This window comes from Telluria sp. LT1R51-2, from assembly GCF_059685775.1.
In genome coordinates, this window is record NZ_JCASIM010000001.1 from 3553290 (window position 1) to 3573516 (window position 20227).

At 63.9% G+C, this 20227-nt stretch carries 16 protein-coding genes; 2 read left to right on the forward strand and 14 right to left on the reverse strand.

Annotation, left to right across the window (positions count from 1 at the left end):
- Positions 1 to 52 precede the first annotated feature (52 nt).
- The 13 genes from AC56LH_RS15625 to AC56LH_RS15685 form a co-directional block, all read right to left on the reverse strand.
- Positions 53 to 3655, reverse strand: coding sequence for a methyltransferase domain-containing protein (locus AC56LH_RS15625; protein ID WP_499647506.1), 3603 nt, complete (start codon positions 3653 to 3655; stop codon positions 53 to 55).
- 25 nt (positions 3656 to 3680) lie between these two features.
- Entirely contained in the window at positions 3681 to 5078 is a 1398-nt protein-coding gene (locus AC56LH_RS15630; protein WP_499647508.1) for an ABC transporter ATP-binding protein, read from the reverse strand.
- On the reverse strand, positions 5068 to 5820 hold the full coding sequence (locus AC56LH_RS15635; RefSeq protein WP_499648485.1) for an ABC transporter permease: 753 nt from the start codon (positions 5818 to 5820) through the stop codon (positions 5068 to 5070). Before AC56LH_RS15635 ends, AC56LH_RS15630 begins: the two co-directional genes overlap by 11 nt.
- Positions 5821 to 5918: 98 nt before the next feature.
- Positions 5919 to 6464 (reverse strand): dTDP-4-dehydrorhamnose 3,5-epimerase, encoded by a 546-nt coding sequence (rfbC, locus tag AC56LH_RS15640; RefSeq protein ID WP_499647510.1) that lies wholly within the window; start codon positions 6462 to 6464, stop codon positions 5919 to 5921.
- Positions 6464 to 7348, reverse strand: coding sequence for a glucose-1-phosphate thymidylyltransferase RfbA (gene rfbA / locus AC56LH_RS15645; RefSeq protein ID WP_499647512.1), 885 nt, complete (start codon positions 7346 to 7348; stop codon positions 6464 to 6466). The genes rfbC and rfbA overlap by 1 nt, the downstream gene beginning before the upstream one ends.
- Before the next feature lie 2 nt (positions 7349 to 7350).
- Positions 7351 to 8268 carry a dTDP-4-dehydrorhamnose reductase gene (gene rfbD / locus AC56LH_RS15650; RefSeq protein WP_499647514.1) on the reverse strand — a complete coding sequence of 306 codons (918 nt, stop codon included), beginning with the start codon at positions 8266 to 8268 and terminating at the stop codon, positions 7351 to 7353.
- Positions 8265 to 9335: a dTDP-glucose 4,6-dehydratase gene (rfbB, locus tag AC56LH_RS15655; RefSeq protein WP_499647516.1), complete on the reverse strand. Its 1071-nt coding sequence runs from the start codon at positions 9333 to 9335 to the stop codon at positions 8265 to 8267. The genes rfbD and rfbB overlap by 4 nt, the downstream gene beginning before the upstream one ends.
- A gap of 210 nt (positions 9336 to 9545) precedes the next feature.
- Positions 9546 to 10325, reverse strand: coding sequence for a glycosyltransferase (locus AC56LH_RS15660; protein WP_499647518.1), 780 nt, complete (start codon positions 10323 to 10325; stop codon positions 9546 to 9548).
- 9 nt (positions 10326 to 10334) lie between these two features.
- Complete coding sequence (locus AC56LH_RS15665; RefSeq protein WP_499647520.1) at positions 10335 to 11261, reverse strand: glycosyltransferase family 2 protein; 927 nt, start codon at positions 11259 to 11261, stop codon at positions 10335 to 10337.
- Between the two features lie 44 nt (positions 11262 to 11305).
- Positions 11306 to 12868 (reverse strand): DEAD/DEAH box helicase, encoded by a 1563-nt coding sequence (locus tag AC56LH_RS15670; protein ID WP_499647522.1) that lies wholly within the window; start codon positions 12866 to 12868, stop codon positions 11306 to 11308.
- Between the two features lie 281 nt (positions 12869 to 13149).
- Positions 13150 to 13899, reverse strand: a complete 750-nt coding sequence (locus tag AC56LH_RS15675; protein ID WP_499647524.1) for a hypothetical protein — start codon at positions 13897 to 13899, stop codon at positions 13150 to 13152.
- Between the two features lie 23 nt (positions 13900 to 13922).
- Positions 13923 to 14543, reverse strand: a complete 621-nt coding sequence (locus tag AC56LH_RS15680) for an LON peptidase substrate-binding domain-containing protein (RefSeq protein ID WP_499581143.1) — start codon at positions 14541 to 14543, stop codon at positions 13923 to 13925.
- A 98-nt stretch (positions 14544 to 14641) separates the two neighbouring features.
- Complete coding sequence (locus AC56LH_RS15685) at positions 14642 to 15085, reverse strand: hypothetical protein (RefSeq protein ID WP_499647526.1); 444 nt, start codon at positions 15083 to 15085, stop codon at positions 14642 to 14644.
- Between the two features lie 201 nt (positions 15086 to 15286).
- Here AC56LH_RS15685 and AC56LH_RS15690 point away from each other — a divergent pair, with 201 nt between their 5' ends.
- Positions 15287 to 17581: a CHASE domain-containing protein gene (locus AC56LH_RS15690; protein ID WP_499647528.1), complete on the forward strand. Its 2295-nt coding sequence runs from the start codon at positions 15287 to 15289 to the stop codon at positions 17579 to 17581.
- A 16-nt stretch (positions 17582 to 17597) separates the two neighbouring features.
- On the opposite strand, the gene AC56LH_RS15695 is transcribed toward AC56LH_RS15690, so the two are convergent.
- Positions 17598 to 19424: a bifunctional diguanylate cyclase/phosphodiesterase gene (locus tag AC56LH_RS15695; protein ID WP_499647530.1), complete on the reverse strand. Its 1827-nt coding sequence runs from the start codon at positions 19422 to 19424 to the stop codon at positions 17598 to 17600.
- Between the two features lie 330 nt (positions 19425 to 19754).
- Here AC56LH_RS15695 and AC56LH_RS15700 point away from each other — a divergent pair, with 330 nt between their 5' ends.
- Positions 19755 to 20180 (forward strand): YbaN family protein, encoded by a 426-nt coding sequence (locus AC56LH_RS15700; RefSeq protein WP_499647532.1) that lies wholly within the window; start codon positions 19755 to 19757, stop codon positions 20178 to 20180.
- Positions 20181 to 20227 lie beyond the last annotated feature (47 nt).

Genomic DNA, 20227 nt, shown 5'->3' on the forward strand with positions numbered 1-20227 from the left:
GCCAATTTAACGGCATTATTACAGAGCAAATACCGTGTAGGCCGGGCGGGGCCTACGAATACAGATTCAAAGGACGCTCGCCTCGCTCAGTCGGCATGCCGAGGTTGGTGGTGATGGCCGCCAGGCTTTGCCAGGCGGCCTCGGCACCCCACGCGGCGTCGGCGAACGCGACCCCTTCGGCGCTGATATGGTTCCACAATGCCTCGTCGCGGTAGAGCCGCACGATGGTGTCCGCCAGGGCTGCTGCGCCGTCGGCGATCAGGATATTCAGGCCGTCAGTGAGCGACATGCCCTCGGCCGCCAGCGGCGTTGCCACCACCGGCAAGCCCTGCGCCATCGCCGAACCGATTTTACCTTTGATGCCGGCGCCGTAGCGCAACGGCGCCACTGAAACGCGCATGGTGTCGAGCAGCGGCGCCAGGTCATCAACAAAACCTTTAATGACGATGTCGTCGGCGGCCAGCGCCAGAATGGCCGGCGGCGGCTGGCTACCGACCACGTAAAAGCGCACTCCAGGCAGACGCTGGCGCAGCAGCGGCATCACTTCGGCAACAAAATATTGCACGGCGTCGACGTTCGGCGTGTGCTGGTAGCCGCCGACAAACACGATGTCCTCGCGCTGCGCAAAGGCGACGCGGGTGCCGGGAATGTCCATCACTAGTGGGAACACATGCAAATTGGCAGTTGGCAAATCGCGGCGCACCATCTCCAGCTCTACCGTGCTGTGCAGGATGGCGCCGTCGCACAGGCAAATCGCGGCCAGTTCACGCTGCTTCATCGCATCGGCGGCACGCTGCTTGACTGCATCCGCCTGCAAGGCAGCCTCGCGTGACATGCGCAGGAAATGCAAATCGACCGTGTGGAACAGTGCCTTTGCCTTAGGGCAATAGCGCCGCACTGCGGCCAAGTGCCGATCCACCACGCCGGGACGGAACAGCGACACCAAGTCGTACCGCGCGCCGTGCGCCACCAGGTGCTGTTCCACGCTAATCACATACGGCGCATACAACACTTCGATGCCGGCGCGCTGCAGCGCAGCCGTATACTCAGGCATGTAAAGGAAATTGTCTTCAGCGATAAACGTCACCTGGAACCCCATGTCGCGCAACAGCAACATGATGTTGTAGGCGATCACCGAACCGGCATCCTGATTCGGCGTCGGCGTGCAGTGGTCCAGCACCAAAGCACGGCGGGTGGCGCCGCGGTCTTTCTCAGCATCGACGTTGATACCGTTCGGCATGTGTTCGTCCAGCTGTGTGTGCCAGCGCTGGTACAGTTTCTTGAAATTCTCGATCTGGTAGGCCTTCACCCCCTGCGAGGTGTCGGTGCCGGACGAGATGCCTTCGTGATGAATCACCGCCGACAGCGGCTGATAGATCACGCGGTAGCCGCGAGCGCGGACTTTCAGTGCCAGGTCGGCGTCTTCGCAATACGCCGGTAAATACAATTCGTCGAATCCGCCGAGATCGTCGAACAGCGCTTTCGTCAGCATGATCGAAGCGCCGGAGATGTAGTCAACCTCGCGCGCGTAGTTATACACGGGCAGGGCCGGGTCTTGGAAGCGGCCGAAGTTCCAAGCGCTGGCGTCCTGCCAGATGATGCCGCCGGCCTCCTGCAGGCGGCCATCCGGATACAACAGTTTGGACCCGGCCAGGCCAGTGCCGGGGAAGGTGGCGAAGGTGCGCAGCAATTCGTCCATCCAGCCGGCCAGCACTTCCGTATCATTGTTGAGGAAATACACGTATTCGCCCAAGGCCAGGCGCGCGCCATGGTTACAGGAGCGGATGAAGCCCTGGTTGACCTCGTTGCGCACCAGGCGAATTCCGGGGACGCCGTTCAGCACTGCCACCGAGTCGTCCGGCGAACAATCATCGACGACGATGACTTCAAATGCGGCGGCAGGGGGATGGGCGGCGATCGAGGCCAAACAACGCAAGGTGTAGTCGATTTTGCCGTAGATCGGGATCACCACGCTGACAAGCGGATGTGCCGACGGCTGTATGGCGGCCGGCACCACAACACTGGTACGCGGCGTAGTCTCTGGCAAGACAGCGGGCACGGACACTGCCACCGGTACGATCGCGGCAGCGGGCGGCGCCACACTGACCGACGCCAGCTTAGCCGGCGGCGCCACGCTGGCGTGCGCGGGACCGGCCTGTGTTTCCGACGAGCGGCCAGTCAGCGTCAGCGCGGCGCGTCCATAGCGCCGCACCTGCTGTTTTGGTGAACTGAGCCAGCGGCGCGCCTCGCGCAAGGGCAGCGTCAGGCGCCATGAGTTGGTGGCGGCCATGCGCTGTAGCCGACCTTCGGACTCGGCCAGCAATCGGTCCAGATGGGCGATTTGACCGTCGCGGGCCACAATCAGCTCATCGAGATGAAGCGTGCGGTTATCGAGATGGGCCACTTGGCCGTCGCGAGCAACGATCAGCTCGTTCAAATGTGCAATATGCGCATTTTTCTCGGCGAGTTGGCCTTCCCGCTCCAAGCGAAGCTTGTTCTGGCGCAGTATGTGGTCATCGCGTTCGCTGATCCCCTGATTGGCCTGCGTGGTCCATGCCTGGTACTGCGCCACAGTGCGCGCCAGTTCCTCGACGCGCCGGTAGCCGGCGGAGATCGCCTGATTCAGGCCGTCGATCTGTCCAGCGCTGTGGGCGGCCTGAACCGCATTCCCCTCCACGGCCTGAGTCAGTTGCCGCACTTGGGCATCACGGGCGCCGATCGCCAGGTCACGCTCGTTCAAGACCTCGATCAGCCTGAGCTTCTCAGTATCGCGCTCGCCGATCCCCTCCATGGCCTGAGTCAGTTGCAGCACTTGGGCATCACGGGCGCCGATCGCCAGGTCACGCTCCTTCAAGACCTCGATCAGGCTGAGCTTCTCAGCATCGCGCTCGGCGATGACCTGATTTTGATCCTGCGCCCACTTGGCAAAGCCGACATAGTGCTTCACCAAATCCAGCTTTTCCGGATACAGAAGCGACGTCATGGTCGAGACCGCAACCGGCAAGTACCCGGCGTCGGCAGCGCAGACCGCGACAAAATAAACGGGGTCCGTCAGCCCGGCCGCACCCGGCAGCATTTGGGTGCCTTCCAGATGCCAGGCCCGGTACGCCGATGGCTGGCCATCGAGAAGTTGGATTACCGAGCCCATCAACATGCGCTGGCCTAGGTAGCGGATGGCCCCGAACTGCTGCTTGAGCAAGGCGTCAAATTCGCCGAAATCGAGCTCCTTTACATGGAACTCATTATGCTCGCCGCTCTCCTCTGAATATACGGGGCGGTTCGGCGACGAGATGACCAGCACCCCTTGCGGTCGCAGCACGCGGCGAATTTCACGCAGCATATCCTCCTGCTCGGCCAGGTGCTCGATGGTTTCGAACGAGACCACCACGTCGAAACTGGCATCGGCGAAATCGAGCGCGATGGCGCTGCCCTGGCGATACACGAGGTTGGCTTTCTGATAGCTGCGAGCCGCGTGTTCCACCGCCTCGTCGGAAATATCCACGCCGGTGACGTGCACGGCCGCGTCGGCCAGCATGGCTGAACCGTAACCCTCACCACAGGCGACATCGAGCACCGTTTTGCCACTTACCAACTCCATCACGGTGGCGTAGCGATGGTAATGTTCCAGCTGGATACGGCCAGCTTCCGTCGGCATATACCGCTCACCCGTAAATTGCATCTTACACATTCTCCAAACTGATTTTTTTCATCGGCAGACCCACCAAACCGAAACAAACGGAACTGGCGTGCACGCGCAAGATCATGGCGTCGTGCAGCCAATGGTGTTGCACGTGCTCGTCCTGAGTACCTTCCGCGATCGCCGGCGAAATACTGTAGTCGCCCGAGGGCAGCACAGGCAGCCGGAACTGAAAGCGCGCCAACAGTTCCGTGCCGGCCGCCACCACGACGGGTGCGTGCTGGTACACCAGAAAAGTGTTGTCCGAAAAGATCACCTGGCCGAGACGGTCCTTGAACTGGAAGCCGACGATGGGACTCAGCATCAACTGATGGGCCTGGCAACGGATCTCCAGCACCACATCCTCGCCACCAACGATCCAGGTCAACGGCACGCCATTCCAGTCGGTCAGGCTGACCCCGACGATTTTGGCGTACCCGGTACCGAAACTGGTTTTATCCGCTTCGAAGCGGAACACTTCTATATCGTTGCGTAAGGTCGAGCCATTAATGAGCGGCTCGCGCATGTCGCGAAATGTAACCACGCCATTACTCGCTTGCTCCTCCTCAGCGCCCTCTTCCACGGCGTCGGCGTTCGGTATGACCGCGCTGGTGCCGGCAACGTCCTGGGTGGTTTCGTACAGACTCGCCAGGTAGTGCTCGGAAACGTCTTTCGGCGTGCCGATTTCCACGACTTTGCCGTGGCTGAGCAAGACCGCCTTGCTGCACAAATTGACCAGCGCGGTCGTATCATGGCTGACAAACAGCACAGTGCCGTTTTGCATGAACTGGCGCAGGAAGCGCATGCATTTTTGGGTGAAAAAGGCGTCGCCTACGGCCAGCGCCTCGTCAACGACCAATATATCGGCATCGACGTGGGCAATCACCGCGAACGCGAGGCGCACCATCATGCCACTGGAATAGGTCTTCACGGGCTGCTCAATGAAGGTTCCGATGTCGGCGAATTGCACGATGGCGTCGAAGCGCGCATCGATCTCGTCGTTGCTGAGCCCCAGCACCGACGCATTCATATAAACATTTTCACGACCGGTAAATTCCGGATTGAACCCGGAACCCAGCTCCAGCAGCGCGGCAATGCGGCCATTGGTCTGGATGCTGCCGCTGGTCGGTGTGAGCGTGCCGCAAATCATTTGTAGCAGGGTTGACTTGCCCGAGCCGTTACGCCCGACGATACCGACGGTTTCGCCTTTTTTGATATCGAACGAGACGTTCTTGACGGCCCAGAATTCACGGAAATATTGCTTGGCCGGCGACCCACGGCGTTTCAACCGAGGCAGCAAAAACTGCTTCAGGCGGTCGCGCGGGGTGTCGTAGATTTCGTAGCATTTGCTGAGATTTTCGATGCGGATGGCCGATTCGCCCAGCGGAGGGTTAGAGGACATCGGCGAATCCTTTCCGGGTTTTCTGGAACCAGGCATAGCCGCACCAGGCGCACGCCATGGCGGCGCCCGTGTACACCCCGAGCCCGAACCAGTCCGGCAAGCGGCCCCAGATCAGCACGTCGCGGGCCTGTTCGATGATGAAAGTCAGTGGATTGAGCATAATGATCGAGCGGAAGCGCTCCGGAACCGCGGTCACGGGATAAAACACCGGCGACAGGAACGTCAGCACCGTCGTGAGGATCGCGACAAACTGTCCGACGTCGCGCAGAAATACACCGAGCGACGCCAACATCCAAGCCAACCCCAGAATGAGAATCAGCAACGGCAGCAGCACCAGCGGCACGAATACAGCTGTCCATTGCAGCGCGCCATTAAATAAGGCATACGCGGCCAGCAGCACCGCCAAGCTGATCAAACTGTGAAACAGCGCTGCGCCAAGGTTGACAACTGGCAGCACTTCCAGCGGAAACACTACCTTTTTAACATAGTTAGAATTGGCCAGAATCAGGCCGGGGGCACGATTGACTACCTCGCTAAAGAGGCCCAGCACAATCATGCCGACGAACAGCACCAAGGCGAACTGGGTTTTACTCTCGTCGCCGCCGAGGCCACTCCAACGCGAACGGAAAATCTCGGAGAACACGAAGGTGTACACCACCAGCATGAACACCGGATTGAAGAACGACCAGGCCAGGCCTAACGCCGAGCCCTTATAGCGCCCCACCACCTCGCGCCGCGTCATTTGCGCCAGCAACTGCCGATTGCGCCACAGACTGGCGGCCAGCGACGCCGGTGAGATGGGTTGAGCGGCGTGCGGATTGATCGTGACACTGGCTTGTTTCACGCAAAACTCTCCGCATCGGCCAGCAGCTTACCCAATTGGTCCTTGCCGGACAGGGACGGTGCACCGCTGTGCGGCCACGCGACATTAACCGTGGGGTCGTTCCACGCCAGGCTGCGTTCGAACTCGGGATACCAGTAATCGGTTGTCTTGTAGAGGAACTCAGCAGTTTCCGACAGCACCACAAAGCCATGGGCAAAACCGGGTGGCACCCACAACATGCGTTTGTTGTCGGCCGACAGTTCAACACCCACGTGCTGGCCAAATGTGGCCGAACTGCGGCGCAGGTCAACGGCCACGTCGTATACGGTGCCCTGCACTGCCCGTACCAGCTTGCCCTGCGGATGCTGGATTTGATAGTGCAGGCCGCGCAGCACGTTTTTGACGGAGCGGCTGTGGTTGTCCTGAACGAACTCGACGTCGTAACCGATCGCCGCGTTGAACTGGCGCTGATTAAAGCTTTCGAAGAAGAAACCGCGTTCGTCGCCGAATACTTTCGGCTCGATCAGCACCACGTCCGGTATGGCTAAGGGGGTCGCTTTCATCAGAACACCGTTTCTTTTAACATGCGTTGCAGATACTGGCCATAACCGTTTTTCGCCAGCGGCGCCGCCAGCTTCGCCACCTGGGCCGCGTCGATCCAGCCGCGGCGGTACGCGATCTCTTCCGGGCAGGCCACTTTCAGACCCTGGCGGTGTTCAATGGTCTGGATGAAATTGCTGGCCTCGTTCAGGCTCTCGTGGGTACCGGTGTCGAGCCACGCGTAACCGCGGCCCATGATTTCCACGTTCAGTTGCCCGCGCTCCAGATAGACCCGGTTGACGTCAGTGATTTCCAGTTCGCCGCGCGGCGACGGCTTCAGGCTGGCGGCGATGTCGACCACGTCGCCGTCGTAAAAATACAGGCCGGTGATGGCATAACTACTCTTTGGCACAGCTGGCTTTTCCTCAAGGCTGGTGGCATGCCCGGTCGCGTCGAAGTCGACCACACCGTAGCGCTCCGGGTCCTTGACGTGGTAGGCAAACACGGTCGCGCCGCCAGGCTGGGTGCCGGCTTTTTCCAGCTGGCCCTGCAGGTCATGGCCATAAAAGATGTTATCGCCGAGAACCAGCGCGCTCGGTGCGCCGTCGAGGAACTCCTTACCGATGATAAACGCCTGGGCCAGCCCATCCGGGCTCGGCTGCACCGCGTACTGCAGGTTCAGGCCCCAAGCGCTGCCGTCGCCGAGCAGCTGCTCGAAGCGCGGCGTGTCCTGCGGCGTGGAGATGATCAGGATGTCGCGGATGCCGGCCAGCATCAGCGTGCTTAGCGGGTAGTAGATCATCGGCTTGTCGTAGATCGGCAGCAGCTGTTTGGACACGGCCATCGTGACCGGATAGAGCCGGGTGCCGCTACCGCCGGCGAGGATGATGCCTTTGCGTTGTTTCATGATTATTTCTCGAGGATTTCGGTCAGCACGCGAATCACGCCGTGCTGCCAGTGGGGCAGCGTCAGGTCGAAAGCGGCTTGCAGCTTACCGGTGTTGAGGCGCGAATTTTTCGGGCGCGGGGCCGGCGTCAGGAAGGCGTCGCTGGTGACGGCGGCGATGTCCTGCTGCGCCACCTTGATGGCCACGCCGGCGTTGCGCGCGGTTTCGATGACGAGGCTGGCGTAGCCGTGCCACGACGTGCTGCCGGCCGCCGCCAGATGGTACACGCCGGCCAGCTCAGGCCGTTGCCGGGCCACGCGGATGGCGTGCGCCGTGACGTCGGCCAGCAGATCGGCGCCCGTGGGCGCGCCGATCTGGTCGTCGATGATCGACAGCTTGTCGCGTTCGCCCGCAAGGCGCAGCATGGTTTTGGCGAAGTTGCCGCCGCGCGCCGCGTACACCCAGCTGGTGCGGAAAATCAGATGTTTGCAGCCGGACGCCTGGATTGCTTGTTCACCTTCCAGCTTGGTGCTGCCGTACACGCTGAGGGGGCCGGTGCTGTCGGTTTCCGACCACGGCTGCTGGCCACCGCCGTTAAACACGTAATCGGTCGAATAATGCACCAGCCAGGCGCCGCAGGCGGCCGCCTCGCGCGCCAGCACGCCCGGCGCCAGGGCGTTGATGGTGCGGCACAGGTCTGGCTCGGACTCGGCTTTGTCGACCGCCGTGTGGGCTGCGGCGTTGACGATGATGTCCGGCTGCACCGCACGCACGGTGGCGGCGATGCCGTCCAGATCGGTGAAGTCGCCGCACAGCGTCGTGTCACCACTGTCGAGCGCGACCACATCACCCAACGCCGCCAGGCTGCGCTGCAGCTCCCAGCCGACCTGCCCGCCCTTGCCAAACAGCAGGATTTTAAGGGGTTTTGACGACGTGGTCATGCCACACGCTCGCCGTAGTTTTGCTCAACCCAGTCGCGGTAGGCGCCGGACTGCACGTTGGCCACCCAGTCCTGATGGTCCAGATACCATTGCACCGTTTTACGGATGCCGGTCTCGAATGTTTCGGCCGGCTTCCAGCCCAGTTCACGCTCGATCTTGCCTGCGTCGATCGCGTAACGGCGGTCGTGGCCGGGACGGTCGGTGACGTAGGTGATCTGCTGGCTGTAGGCGGCGCCGTCGGCGCGCGGACACAGTTCGTCGAGCAGCGCGCAGACGGTGTGAACGATGTCCAGATTCGGCTTTTCGTTCCAGCCGCCGACGTTGTAGACCTCGCCCGTGGTGCCGGCTTCCAGTACGCGGCGGATCGCGCTGCAGTGGTCTTTGACGTACAGCCAGTCGCGGATCTGCTGGCCGTCGCCGTACACCGGCAGCGCCTTGCCGGCCAGCGCGTTGACGATCATCAGCGGAATCAGTTTTTCCGGGAAGTGGTACGGACCATAGTTGTTGGAACAGTTCGTCGTCAGCACCGGCAGACCGTAGGTGTGGTGGTAGGCGCGCACCAGATGGTCGCTGGCGGCCTTGCTGGCCGAATACGGGCTGTTCGGTTCGTAGCGGTGCTGCTCGGTGAAGGCGGGCTCGTCTTTGCCCAGCGAACCGTACACTTCATCGGTCGACACGTGCAGGAAACGGAAATCGCTCTTGGCCGCGCCGTTCAGCGTGCCCCAATAGGCGCGCACCGCTTCCAGCAGGTTGAAGGTGCCGACCACGTTGGTCTGGATGAAGGCGCCCGGGCTGTGGATAGAGCGGTCGACGTGGCTTTCGGCGGCGAAGTTGACGATGGCGCGCGGCCGGTGTTCGGCCAGCAATTTGGCCACCAGGGCGCTGTCGCCGATGTCGCCGTGGACAAAGATATGGCGCGCATCGCCGGCCAGCGAGGCCAGCGTCTCCGGGTTGCCGGCGTAGCTGAGGATATCAAGATTGACGACCGCTTCGTTGCCCGGTGACGCCAGCCAGTCGAGGACAAAATTTGCGCCGATAAATCCGGCTCCGCCCGTCACTAAAATCATCTGAAACTCCTCGAAAGCTCATCAAAGTAAAATGGTTCTGACGAGGGAATCAAACATGTTTCAGGTGAAGAAACCGCCAGTTAGTTATCGATTAGCCCAACATATATCCCCGCCACAGCGCGCCAATTTTATCTCATCCGCCCGGCGCGGGGCTGATATTCTACCAATATAGCGCCCCCTGAGACAAAATTTACACGTGCTGGCGCGGCCTCAGCGTCGGCCCGACCAGCTGCGCCACTGGATGCGGAAATAGGTGGCCGAGCGGAAAAAACGGAATGCGCTCTGCACGTGCCACCACATAAAGCGCGGTCGGCGGTGGCTGTCGCGCTGCGCCCGGTGGATCACCGCCACGGCACGGTTGACCAGAATGTGACAGCCGGCCAGGCGGGCCCGGGCGCCAAAATCAACATCCTCGAAATACAGAAAAAAGCCGTCGTTGAAGCCGCCCAGCAAAGCGTACGTCGGGCGCGGGACCATCAGGAACATGCCGGCCACCCAGTCCGGCATCAGCAGGTCGCCCTGTTGCGGCACCGGATCGGGCGCGATTGGCCGCTTCAAAATACGGCACAGCAGCCGCTTGGCGAGGCGGTAAGGTGACGGGAAACAACGCGCACTGTCCTCGACCCGGCCGTCGCCGTCAACGATCAACGGCGCGCAGATGCAGTGCGGGTCCGCTTCGGCCAGCGCCAGCAGCGCCGTGAACGGGTCGCCGATCAGTTCGATGTCGGGATTGAGGATAACAAAGTGCTCGCCACCACTGAGGGCAAAGGCGGCATTGTGGTTGCCGCCAAAGCCTTTTGGCCGGACGTTTTCCACCAGCCGCAGCGGGAACGGCAGCGTTTCCAGTCCCGGCGGCGCCACTTCCGGCACGTTGTGGGTCAGGATCACGTCGAAATCGCTGCGCTCCAGCGCCGCCAGCTGCAACAACAGGCGCGCCACATAAGCGGCGTGTCCGTGGCTAACGATCGACAATGTTATTTTTTTATTCATACAATATTATTATCTGCCTTGGAAGCGTCCCAGTCCAGCCAGCACAGCACGGGCGAACACGCGCACCTGCAGCGCGCGCGGGCGCTGGGTGGCAATCATCAGCACCTGATGTACACAGTTAAACGCGACCTCGCGCAGCCCCAGCAGCAGCGGCACGTGTGCCAGCCGCAGCATGTAAAAGCCGTTGCGGATACGGTAAAAGCGCCGCGCCGCCGTATGCACCGGCACCCGCCAGCGCAGGAACGGCATGGTGTGGTCGCCGATGGTGTGCAACATGCTGGCGTCGGGCACGGCGTAGAAGGTGTAGCCACGCGCAAGCGCCCGCAGGCACCACTCGGTATCGACATAGTCGATGAAAAAATCGTCGCGCATCGGGCCGACGTCGTCCAGCACGGCGATACTGGTGAAGGTGCCCGACGAGATCGCCATCGAGATGACAAACGGCGCGCCGCCGGCGCCGTCGGGCACGATTTTGGTGCGCAGGCCAAAGCGACGCAGCAGGATCAGGGGGTAATAAAAACCGTCCCGCGCGTGCCGGAACACAGGCACCGTGGCGGCTACTTTGGCGTGCGCCGACAGCGCGGCGAAGCTGCGCCGCAGCGTGGCCACAAAACCGGCTGGCGGCGTGCTGTCCTGGTCGAAATAGACGATGTAGCGGGCGCCTTGCTGGCGGGCCAGCGCCACGCCGGCGTTCTGGGCGTGGGCGATGCCGGTGTTGCTGTCCAGCGACAGCAGCGTGACGGCCGGCAGCGCGGCGCAGGCGGCCGCCAGCGCGGCCGCGTTGGCGCTGCCGTTGTCGACCACCAGCACGCGCTCGACCTGGCTGCGCAGCAGCGCGGCCAGACTGGCCACCTTGGCCGGATCTGGGTTGTAGGTAACCAGCACGGCAAAGATGCCGCGCGCGCCGTCGGCGGGGGAGTCGGAGATGGGTATCATCGGAAGCGCGCGCGAGCGCCAGGGCGAATCGCGCGCGGCGCTGCTTATTGCTTGCGCAAGCCGCCCAGCAGGGCCGCGACTTTTTGCTTCGGCTTCGCCGCCGCGACCGTTTCGTTGTGCACTGGCGCGCTGGCATTGGCCGGCTCGTACGGCTTGAGGAACCACGGATCGATCTTGCCTTGCCGCGGGTACGGGCCGGAGCCGGGCCGGCTGTAACGCTCGTTGCGCTCGGCGCGGTCAGGGCGCTCGCTGCGCTCAGGACGCTCAGGACGTTCGCCCCGCTCGGCCGGGCGGGCCACCGGCGCCGGGCGCACTTCGCCCTCGGTACGGCGCGCTGGCCGCTCGCCGCGGCCGCTGCGATCACTGTCGCCGCGCCCGGCCGGGGCCGGTGCGAAGCCGGTCAGCTCACCGCGCGTGATGGTTTGCTTGATCAGTTTTTCGATGTCGGCCAGCAGGCGCTCGTCCTTGTCCGAATACACCGACAGCGCGTCGCCCGAGGCGCCGGCGCGGCCCGTGCGGCCGATCCGGTGCACGTAGTCTTCGGCGTTGTACGGCAGGTCGTAGTTGATCACGGCCGGCAGGTCGGTGATGTCCAGGCCACGGGCGGCGACGTCGGTCGCCACCAGCACTTCGACACCGCCATCCTTGAACGCGTCCAGGGCCGCCATGCGCTCCTGCTGGGTCTTGTCGCCGTGGATCGCCGAGGCCTTGATGCCGCGCTTTTCGAGGTGCGTCGACAGGCGCGAGGCGCCGATCTTGGTGTTCGAGAAGATGATCACCTGCTTGAGGTTGCGCGAGCGGATCAGGTGCTCGACGACATCGCTCTTCTGGCCTTCTTCGACCTTGTAGACGATCTGCGTGACCTTGTCGGCGGTGGCATTGCTGCGCGCGACTTCGATGGTCAGCGGATTGTTCAGGAAGGTGTTGGCCAGCTTCTTGATTTCGGGCGAGAACGTGGCCGAGAACATCAGGTTCTGGCGCTGCTTCGGCAGCAGGTTGATGATGCGCTGCAGGTCGGGCAAAAAGCCCATGTCGAGCATGCGGTCGGCTTCGTCCATTACCAGCATCTGCACCTGGCCGAGGCTGACATTCTTCTGCTCGATGTGGTCCAGCAGGCGGCCCGGCGTGGCGATGACGATCTCGACACCGGCGCGCAGCAACTCGGTCTGCGGCTTCATGTCCATGCCGCCGAACACGACGGTGGCGCGCAGCGGCGTGTGCTTGGCGTAGGCCTTGACGTTTTCGGCCACCTGCACCGCCAGTTCGCGGGTCGGCACGAGGATCAGCGCGCGCACCGGGTGGCGCGCCGGCGACATGCTCGGATTGGCATGCTGCATCAAGAGCTGGATGATCGGCAGCGAAAAGCCGGCCGTCTTGCCGGTGCCGGTCTGGGCCGCGCCCATGACATCGCGGCCTTGCAGCACGACCGGAATGGCCTCGGCCTGGATCGGCGTCGGGTGCACATAGCCCTGGTCCGTCAGCGCGCGCAGGATTTCCGGCGCCAGGCCAAAATCGGCAAAGCGCACGACCGGAATGGCGTCGGCAGCGACCAGCACATCCACGTCTGGCGTGACAGCAACTTCGGTATTGTTCGGGGTATCAGACATAGTTTTTTTCGGGAAATCGTTCGTTCAGCTCTACGATCGGGCATATTGACCCGTCGCGATCGGCAGCACACAGCGAGAGGGGACAACGGAAACCGGACGCCGGCGCAAGGCGGCGGGACCGGATGATTGGCCAGCAAGCGGGCCGGAGAAAGCGGACGTAGAGACACTTTTAGCGGGTGACAAGATACCCGAAATCGACACCCCTGTATATGCCCGCCACTTTTTTAAGCAGTTTACCAGAAGGAACACTGCGGCGTACGCAGACTGCGGCAGCGCCCTCCTCACCGCGCCCAGCCGCGTTGCCGGGCGGCGCGTTCAGCAGCCGGGTCGAGCGCGCTGCCGGCCATGCGCGCCTCGATGGCAGCGCGCACGGCCGGCGGCGGGATCGAGCCGTCGAGCCAGGCTGCGCCGGCCGTGCCCTGGGACAGGACCGGGATCGTCCAGCGCCCGCGGCGCAGGCAGGCCAGGCCTGCTGTGGTATCGACGACGAAGCTGCGGCAATAGCCGCCATCCTTGGCCACGAACGTGACGCCGATGCGCACTCCGCTGTCGGATGGGCCGGGCGTGGCCAGTTGATCGTCCAGTGCTGCTACCAGCGCGCCGCGCGCGACCAGCACGCCGTTGTCATGGTCGAGCACGGCCAGGCCAGGCCCTTGCCCCAGATGATGCCAGCCGACCGCGCCCAGCACGGCGCTGGCCAGCAGCGCTGCCGTGAGCGTCACCCAGTGCAAGCCGATGACCCGGCTCGGCGGGGGCGGCGGGAACGGCATGGGGCGGCCGGGGCGCAGGGTGTTCAGGTGCACCACCTTGGCGCCCTGCTGCACCGGGCGCTGCGCGCTGGCACCGCCATCGTGGCCATTGGCCGATACCCCGACGCTGCGCCCGCGCCCGTTGCGCAGTTCGGTCCGGTGCTGGGCCACGCGCGCCGCCAGGATGGGATCGGCATTGGTTGCCCGCTCGACCGCCGCACGCGCCGGCTCGGCAAGGTCGCCGTTGATGTACGCAATGAGCAAGTCGTCCGAGAATGTCATGCTGGCTGGACCCCGATGAGCGGCTAGGAAGTGATCAACCCATGTTCGTCGAGGACATCGTGCAGCAGTTCGAGCCGGATCACGGGGTTATCAAGCATCAGCATATTGTGCTTTTGCTGGTTGGGCAATGGCAATAGCTCGCACCAGCGGTTGGCGACCCAGCCACAGTCGTCCAGCCGAAACGGCGGTTGCACCGGCCAGCGGTGCTGCGGCACTTCGTGCAGCGAATTGAGTACCCGGTCGAGCGCATCGGCCGCGCCCTGCAGCTCGGACGGAATGCGCACCACCTGGTCTTCTTCGGCCAGCTCGGCCTCGGCCACCCACAGGCCATTCACGCGCTGCTCGGCGGTGACAACGTTGAAACGCGCCCCGCCCCGGCACAGCACCTGCAGCAGGCCCGGCGTTTCAGCCGTGGTTTCGGTGACCGAGGCGATGGTGCCGGCTGCCACGAAGCGCTCTTGCTGGGCATCGGCCTTGCGCACCTCGTGCCCGCTGGTGAGCAGGACGACGCCGAACGGCGTGCCGTCGACGATGCAACGGCTGATCATGTCGAGGTAGCGTACCTCGAACACCTGCAGCGGCAGCACCCCGTCCGGAAACAGCACCGTACTGAGCGGGAACAGTGGCATGGAAATCGTCGACATGGGTTCATGATGACAGAATCGCCGCCAACGCGGGACACGATTGCCGGACACACGGGCGCTGCAATTGGGCCTGCGCGCCAGCCGCAGCCGTCACCATCTCAATCGTCCGGCGAGCGTAGCGGCAGGTAGCGCACCCAATGGTGCAGGCTGCCCAGGCGCCAGACCAGGCGGCCCCAGCCAGGGCCGGGCGCGGCCACCATGCGCACGCGCACGACTTTGCCCAATACTGGCGGGCAGACATACTCGACTACCCCTTCTTCGCTGAACGGCAGGCGCACGTCGCGCCCAGGTACGAGTTTGAGGGGGCCGAACACGATCGGCACCCGGTCACTGTTGCGTAGAAGCAGCACATCCTGCACACCCCGCGTCAGGCGGATTTCCCGTGGCACGGTCATGCCATTGACCGTGACGCCAGGCGGAAACACCAGCAGCAGTTGATGGCTGCCACCCTTGATCGGGGCGAGCATGCTCCACAGCGCACTCAGGCCAAGCACGGCAATCAACCCCGTCAACGGCCAATGGCGGCGCAGGAATTGCGTCATGGCGCGCCTGCGTCATTACAAACCAGGCGATTCGGGCTAGAATGTTTCATAAAATAAATTAACAGCAAATGGGTCCGGCTGATGTGACTCATTAACAAATTAGCAAAAGTTGCGTGCGCCCTGCGAATGCGAGGGTGCGTATCCTGTGGAGACCTTACCGCTCCCATCCATTGCGCCATCAAGGCTGCCCCATACAAGGACATGCAGCACACCCCCACCCGCCCCCCTGCCTCACCGCCGCCTGCCGCCGGCCACGCGCCACTGTTGATGGCGCTGCTGGTGTTCGTGATCACGCTGCTGGTGACCTGGGTGGCCTGGTCGAGCGCGCAGCGCAGTGCAGAAGCGCAGCTGCGCGAAGCCTTCGATTATCGCACCCGCGCGATGACCTACAACATCAGCCGGCGGATGCTCGTCTATGAGCAGGTACTGCAAAGCGCGCGCGGCTTCCTGCGCGGCTCGGTCGACCTGCCGCGCGCCGTGTTCGGCGAGTATTACCAGAGCCTGGATCTGGTGCAGAATTTCCCCGGCATCGGTGCGCTCGGCATCGCTACCCGGTTGGCGCCGGGCGACGTGGCGGCGCACGAAGCGCAGGTACGCGCCGACGGTTTTCCCGATTACCGTGTGCAGCCGGCGCCGGGCGACCCGGCATCTGGCCCGCTGCTCGCGGCGGTCTCGCACATCGAGCCGTTCAATGCGCGCAACCTGCGCGCGTTCGGCTTCGACATGGCCAGCGAACCGGCGCGCCGCGCGGCCCTGCTGGCGGCGCGTGACAGCGGCCATGCGACCCTGAGTGGCAAGGTGGTGCTGGTCCAGGAAGACGACGGCAGCGCCGAGTCGGGCGTGTTGATGTACCTGCCCGTGTATCGCACCGGCCGCCTGATCGACGACGCCGCGCAGCGCCGCGCCGCGCTGACCGGCTGGATCTACGCACCATTTCGCATGAACGACCTGATGCGCCGTGTGGGTGGCGTCAGCGCGCCCGAACTCGACGTCACGATCCACGACGGTGACACCGTCACCCCGGCCACGCTGCTGTACCAGTCCGCTGGCGCGGCCGCGCACACGGCGCCGCGCTTTTCCGCGACCACCAGAATGATGATCGCAGGCCGCGTGTGGACCGTGCGGATGGGTTCCGGCGTCGATTTCGAGGCCGCGCTCGATACCACCCGGCCGCGCATGATCGCGCTCGCCGGCATCGTGCTCGGCGCGCTGGCCAGCCTGATCGTGTGGCTGCTGGCCAGTTCGCGTCGGCGCGCGCTGGAACTGGCGCACGCGATGACGCTCGAACTGCGCGAGTCGCACGACCGCATCGCCGCGGACGGCCGCCGTACCCGCGTGATCCTCGAAACCGCCTACGACGGCTTTGTCGCGCTCGACCGCCAGGGGCGCGTAACCGACTGGAACGCGCAGGCTTCGCAGATCTTCGGCATGGAAGCCGACGACGCCATCGGCCGTCCGGCCGAGGAATTGCTGCCGGCCGAAGGCCATGCGGCCTTCCGCAACGCGTTCGATGCGTTTGCCAGGAGTGGCGTGGGCCCGCTGCCGGGCCAGCCGGCCGAAACCGAGGTGCTGCACACGAGCGGCCGGCGCGTGCCGGTCGAACTGGCGGTGGCGCTGTTGCCGCCGTCGGACGGCGCCGGCGCCACCGTGTTCGTGCGCGACATCACGTCGCGCCGCGCCGCTGAAGAACGCGAGCTGCAGCGCCAGGCGCGCCTGGTCGAAGCGCGCATGGCGCTGCACCGCGCGCAAAAGCTCGAAGCGGTGGGCAAACTCACCGGCGGCGTGGCGCACGACTTCAACAATATCCTGCACATCATCAGCGCCAACGTGCAGCTGATGCTGCGCGCCGACGGCCCGCCCACGCGCAAGCGCCTGCACAACGTGCTCGACGCGGTCGAACGCGGCTCGAAGCTGGCCGGCCAGTTGCTCGCGTTTGCGCGGCGCCAGCCGCTGCATCCGAGCGTCGTCAACGTGGCCGAACTGCTCGATCGCAGTGACAGCCTACTGCAGCGCGCCGCCAGCGACGCCGTCAAGCTCGAACGCAGCAGCGCGCCCGACCTGTGGCCGACACTGGTCGATCCGAACCAGCTCGAGCACGTGCTGCTCAACCTGATCATCAACGCGCGCGATGCGATGGAAGGCGGTGGCCACATCGCGCTGCGGCTGGCGAACGTGACGATCGACGCGGCAGCCGGCCAGCTCGATCCCGAACTGGCGCCGGGCGACTACGTGATGATCACGGTGGCCGACACTGGCCACGGCATGCCGCCGGAGGTGATGGAGCACGCGTTCGAGCCGTTCTTCACCACCAAGCCGGAAGGCAAAGGCACGGGACTGGGGCTGTCGATGGCGCATGGTTTCGTGCGTCAGAGCGGCGGGCAGATCCGGCTGGCAAGCAAGCCGGACGCCGGCACCACGGTGACCATCTACCTGCCACGCCATACGGCGCATGTGCTGCCGGCCCTGGCCGTGCCCGATGTGGAGGCGTTGCCGTGATGCCGGTCGGTCGCCGTCAGACCCGGGTGCGGTAGCTGCCCGAGATCCGGTTGCGCCCGTGCGCCTTGGCGTCGTACATCGCCAGGTCGGCGCAGTGCAGCAGCGCTGCGCCATCGTCGCCGCAATCGGGATACAGGGCGTAACCAATGCTGCCGGAGATATTCAGTTCGCGCGGACCGTCGATGAACGGTTGTTCCAGGCACGCCAGGATGGCGACGGCCACGCGCTCGGTGTCCTGGGGCTGCGTGCAACGCGGCAGCAGCACGGCGAATTCGTCGCCCCCGATCCGCGCCAGCGTATCCGAATCACGCAGCACCGCACGCGCGCGCTCGGCCACCATCCGCAGCAGGCGATCGCCGACCGCATGGCCGTGCGTATCATTGACGGGCTTGAACTTGTCGAGGTCAAAATAGATCAGGCCCACCTTGTGGCCATCGCGCGCCGCGACCCGGATCGCCTGGCGCATGCGGTCGTCCAGCAGCACGCGGTTGGGCAGCTTCGTCAGCGCGTCTTCGTGCGCCATGCGCCGCATGCGCTCTTCTTCCTGCTTGCGCGCGTCGATGTTCGAGAACGTGCCAACCATGCGCAGCGGCTCACCGCGCTCGCCCCATTCGGTGACGGTGCCACGCGCCTCGATCCAGCGCCAGCTGCCGTCGCGCATGCGGATCCGGTGCACCATCGCGTAATCCGGCGTGACGCCATCGATATGCGCGCGCAAGGCGATACGCACGGCATCGATTTCGTCCGGGTGGACCAGCTCGGCCATCCCCTTGCTCCCGAACCACGACACGCTCGCGTGTTCGCTGTCGAGGATGCGCTGCGCACTGGGCGAGAGCAGCGCGATGCCATTCGTGATATCGCAATCCCAGACACCGTCGCCGGCAGCGTTGAGCGCCAGCTTCCAGCGTGCCTCGGCCGCCGCCAGCGCCCTGAGCGCCCGTCGGCGCCGGTCGGCAGCGCCAATCGCCGCCCAGCCCAGCACGCCCAGCACGAGCGACACGACCACGCCCACATTGCGCATCATCGCGCTTTGCTGGGTGAAGCGCGCCTCGGCGTCGTGCACGGCCTGGCCGACCGTGACCACCAGACCATAATCCGGCAGCTTGTGCCAGGCAAAGAAGCGGTCGATCCCGTCGAGCAGGCTGACTTTGCGGAACATGCCATTCGGGGCTTTGGCCAGAATATGCGGCGCGTGCGCCATGTTGACGCCCATAAAGCGTTGGCCATCCGGGCGCGAAGTGCGCGCGATGATGGTGCCGTCCAGGCGCATCAGGCTGACGGCGGCATCCGGGCCCAGATCGATGCTGTCATAAAAGCGCAGGAAGTACGAGGGCGGAATCGAGGCGGCAATCACGCCCGTCAGGCGCCCGCCGGTATCGCGGATCGGGCGCGTAAAATGAATCGACCACTGCCCGCTGACAGGATCTTTCTCGGGGCGACCGACATACAACTGGTCGCCGGCCTGCGTGCGGTGCACGGCGAACTCGGGCAACGCGCCTTGCGCCAACTGCCGTGGCTGCGCCTCATCGTTCGAATACAGCAGATGGCCACTGGCATCGGTGATGGTGAAATGGATTGGCATGCGCAGATGGCGCGCGTGCTCGGCCACGCCCTGAGCGAAATCAGCCGGATCGCGCTGCCACGTACCGCGCAACTGGACCAGCGACAGGTCGACCAGACCCACCGTGGCCCTGACCTCTTCGGAAAAAGCACGCGACAGGTTCTGCACATTGCTCTTGCCGCTCGCTTCGGCCAGCGCCGCAAAACGCGCCTGCTCGATCGCGACCAGGACCCAGACAGCCAGAAGCATCACGGCGACATACAGCACCAGTTGGCGTAACACACGGGGTCGGACGAAGCCGCCGAGTACAGCCACCGAAGAATGTGGCGAAGTGGGAAAAGACATGGAAGATGGCCGGATCGAGCCAGGCAGCAGGCGGACAGCACATGGAATGGATAGCCGGGCGTCAAAGCAATTCCTGGTACTGCCAAACAAACGCGCCCGTCGTTGAGCCGACTATTATACTGACTTATGCGAAAAAAGTTGCAGTAAGGAACTTAACGTTGCGCAATAATATACGGTTCAACCACGCTTCACCCCAGTATGGTTGCACATAATGCATGATGAATAGTCATTTCGACAAGCGTGATCCGACGGTGCTAGAGTAGCGCCATGAAAGTTTTCTATAACATCCTCGGCGTGCTGGCTGTGCTGCTGGGTATCCTCGGCATCTTCCTGCCGCTGCTGCCCACCACACCCTTCCTGCTGCTGGCCTCGGCCTGCTTCGCGCGTGGCTCGGTGCGCCTGCACCGCTGGCTGATCGGGCATCGGGTGTTCGGCAAGTACATCGCCAATTTCGAGGCCGGCCACGGCATCCCGCTCAAGGGCAAGATCGTCGCGACCGTCATGCTGTGGGGCTCGATGGCATGGTCGTCGCGGCACTTCGACAGCATCGCGATCCTGATCATGATGGGCGTGATCGGCGCCTGCGTAAGCACCTATATGTGGTGGTACCTGCCGACGCTGAAGCTGCCGCGGGCAGTGGTCGAACCCGCCGCCCCTGCCGAGCGCATCGTTTCCCGCACCGAACTGCCGTAAATGCCTGTTTTTTCATGCTGTCGTCATCTGCCGCGCCTTTTTGTACT

Coding starts and splice junctions, on each gene's coding strand:
- AC56LH_RS15625 (WP_499647506.1), bottom strand. CDS start 3,655: ATGCCGACGGAAGCTGGCCGTATCCAGCTGGAACATTACCATCGCTAC.
- AC56LH_RS15630 (WP_499647508.1), bottom strand. CDS start 5,078: ATGTCCTCTAACCCTCCGCTGGGCGAATCGGCCATCCGCATCGAAAAT.
- AC56LH_RS15635 (WP_499648485.1), bottom strand. CDS start 5,820: ATGACGCGGCGCGAGGTGGTGGGGCGCTATAAGGGCTCGGCGTTAGGC.
- rfbC (WP_499647510.1), bottom strand. CDS start 6,464: ATGAAAGCGACCCCCTTAGCCATACCGGACGTGGTGCTGATCGAGCCG.
- rfbA (WP_499647512.1), bottom strand. CDS start 7,348: ATGAAACAACGCAAAGGCATCATCCTCGCCGGCGGTAGCGGCACCCGG.
- rfbD (WP_499647514.1), bottom strand. CDS start 8,268: ATGACCACGTCGTCAAAACCCCTTAAAATCCTGCTGTTTGGCAAGGGC.
- rfbB (WP_499647516.1), bottom strand. CDS start 9,335: ATGATTTTAGTGACGGGCGGAGCCGGATTTATCGGCGCAAATTTTGTC.
- AC56LH_RS15660 (WP_499647518.1), bottom strand. CDS start 10,325: ATGAATAAAAAAATAACATTGTCGATCGTTAGCCACGGACACGCCGCT.
- AC56LH_RS15665 (WP_499647520.1), bottom strand. CDS start 11,261: ATGATACCCATCTCCGACTCCCCCGCCGACGGCGCGCGCGGCATCTTT.
- AC56LH_RS15670 (WP_499647522.1), bottom strand. CDS start 12,868: ATGTCTGATACCCCGAACAATACCGAAGTTGCTGTCACGCCAGACGTG.
- AC56LH_RS15675 (WP_499647524.1), bottom strand. CDS start 13,899: ATGACATTCTCGGACGACTTGCTCATTGCGTACATCAACGGCGACCTT.
- AC56LH_RS15680 (WP_499581143.1), bottom strand. CDS start 14,543: ATGTCGACGATTTCCATGCCACTGTTCCCGCTCAGTACGGTGCTGTTT.
- AC56LH_RS15685 (WP_499647526.1), bottom strand. CDS start 15,085: ATGACGCAATTCCTGCGCCGCCATTGGCCGTTGACGGGGTTGATTGCC.
- AC56LH_RS15690 (WP_499647528.1), top strand. CDS start 15,287: ATGCAGCACACCCCCACCCGCCCCCCTGCCTCACCGCCGCCTGCCGCC.
- AC56LH_RS15700 (WP_499647532.1), top strand. CDS start 19,755: ATGAAAGTTTTCTATAACATCCTCGGCGTGCTGGCTGTGCTGCTGGGT.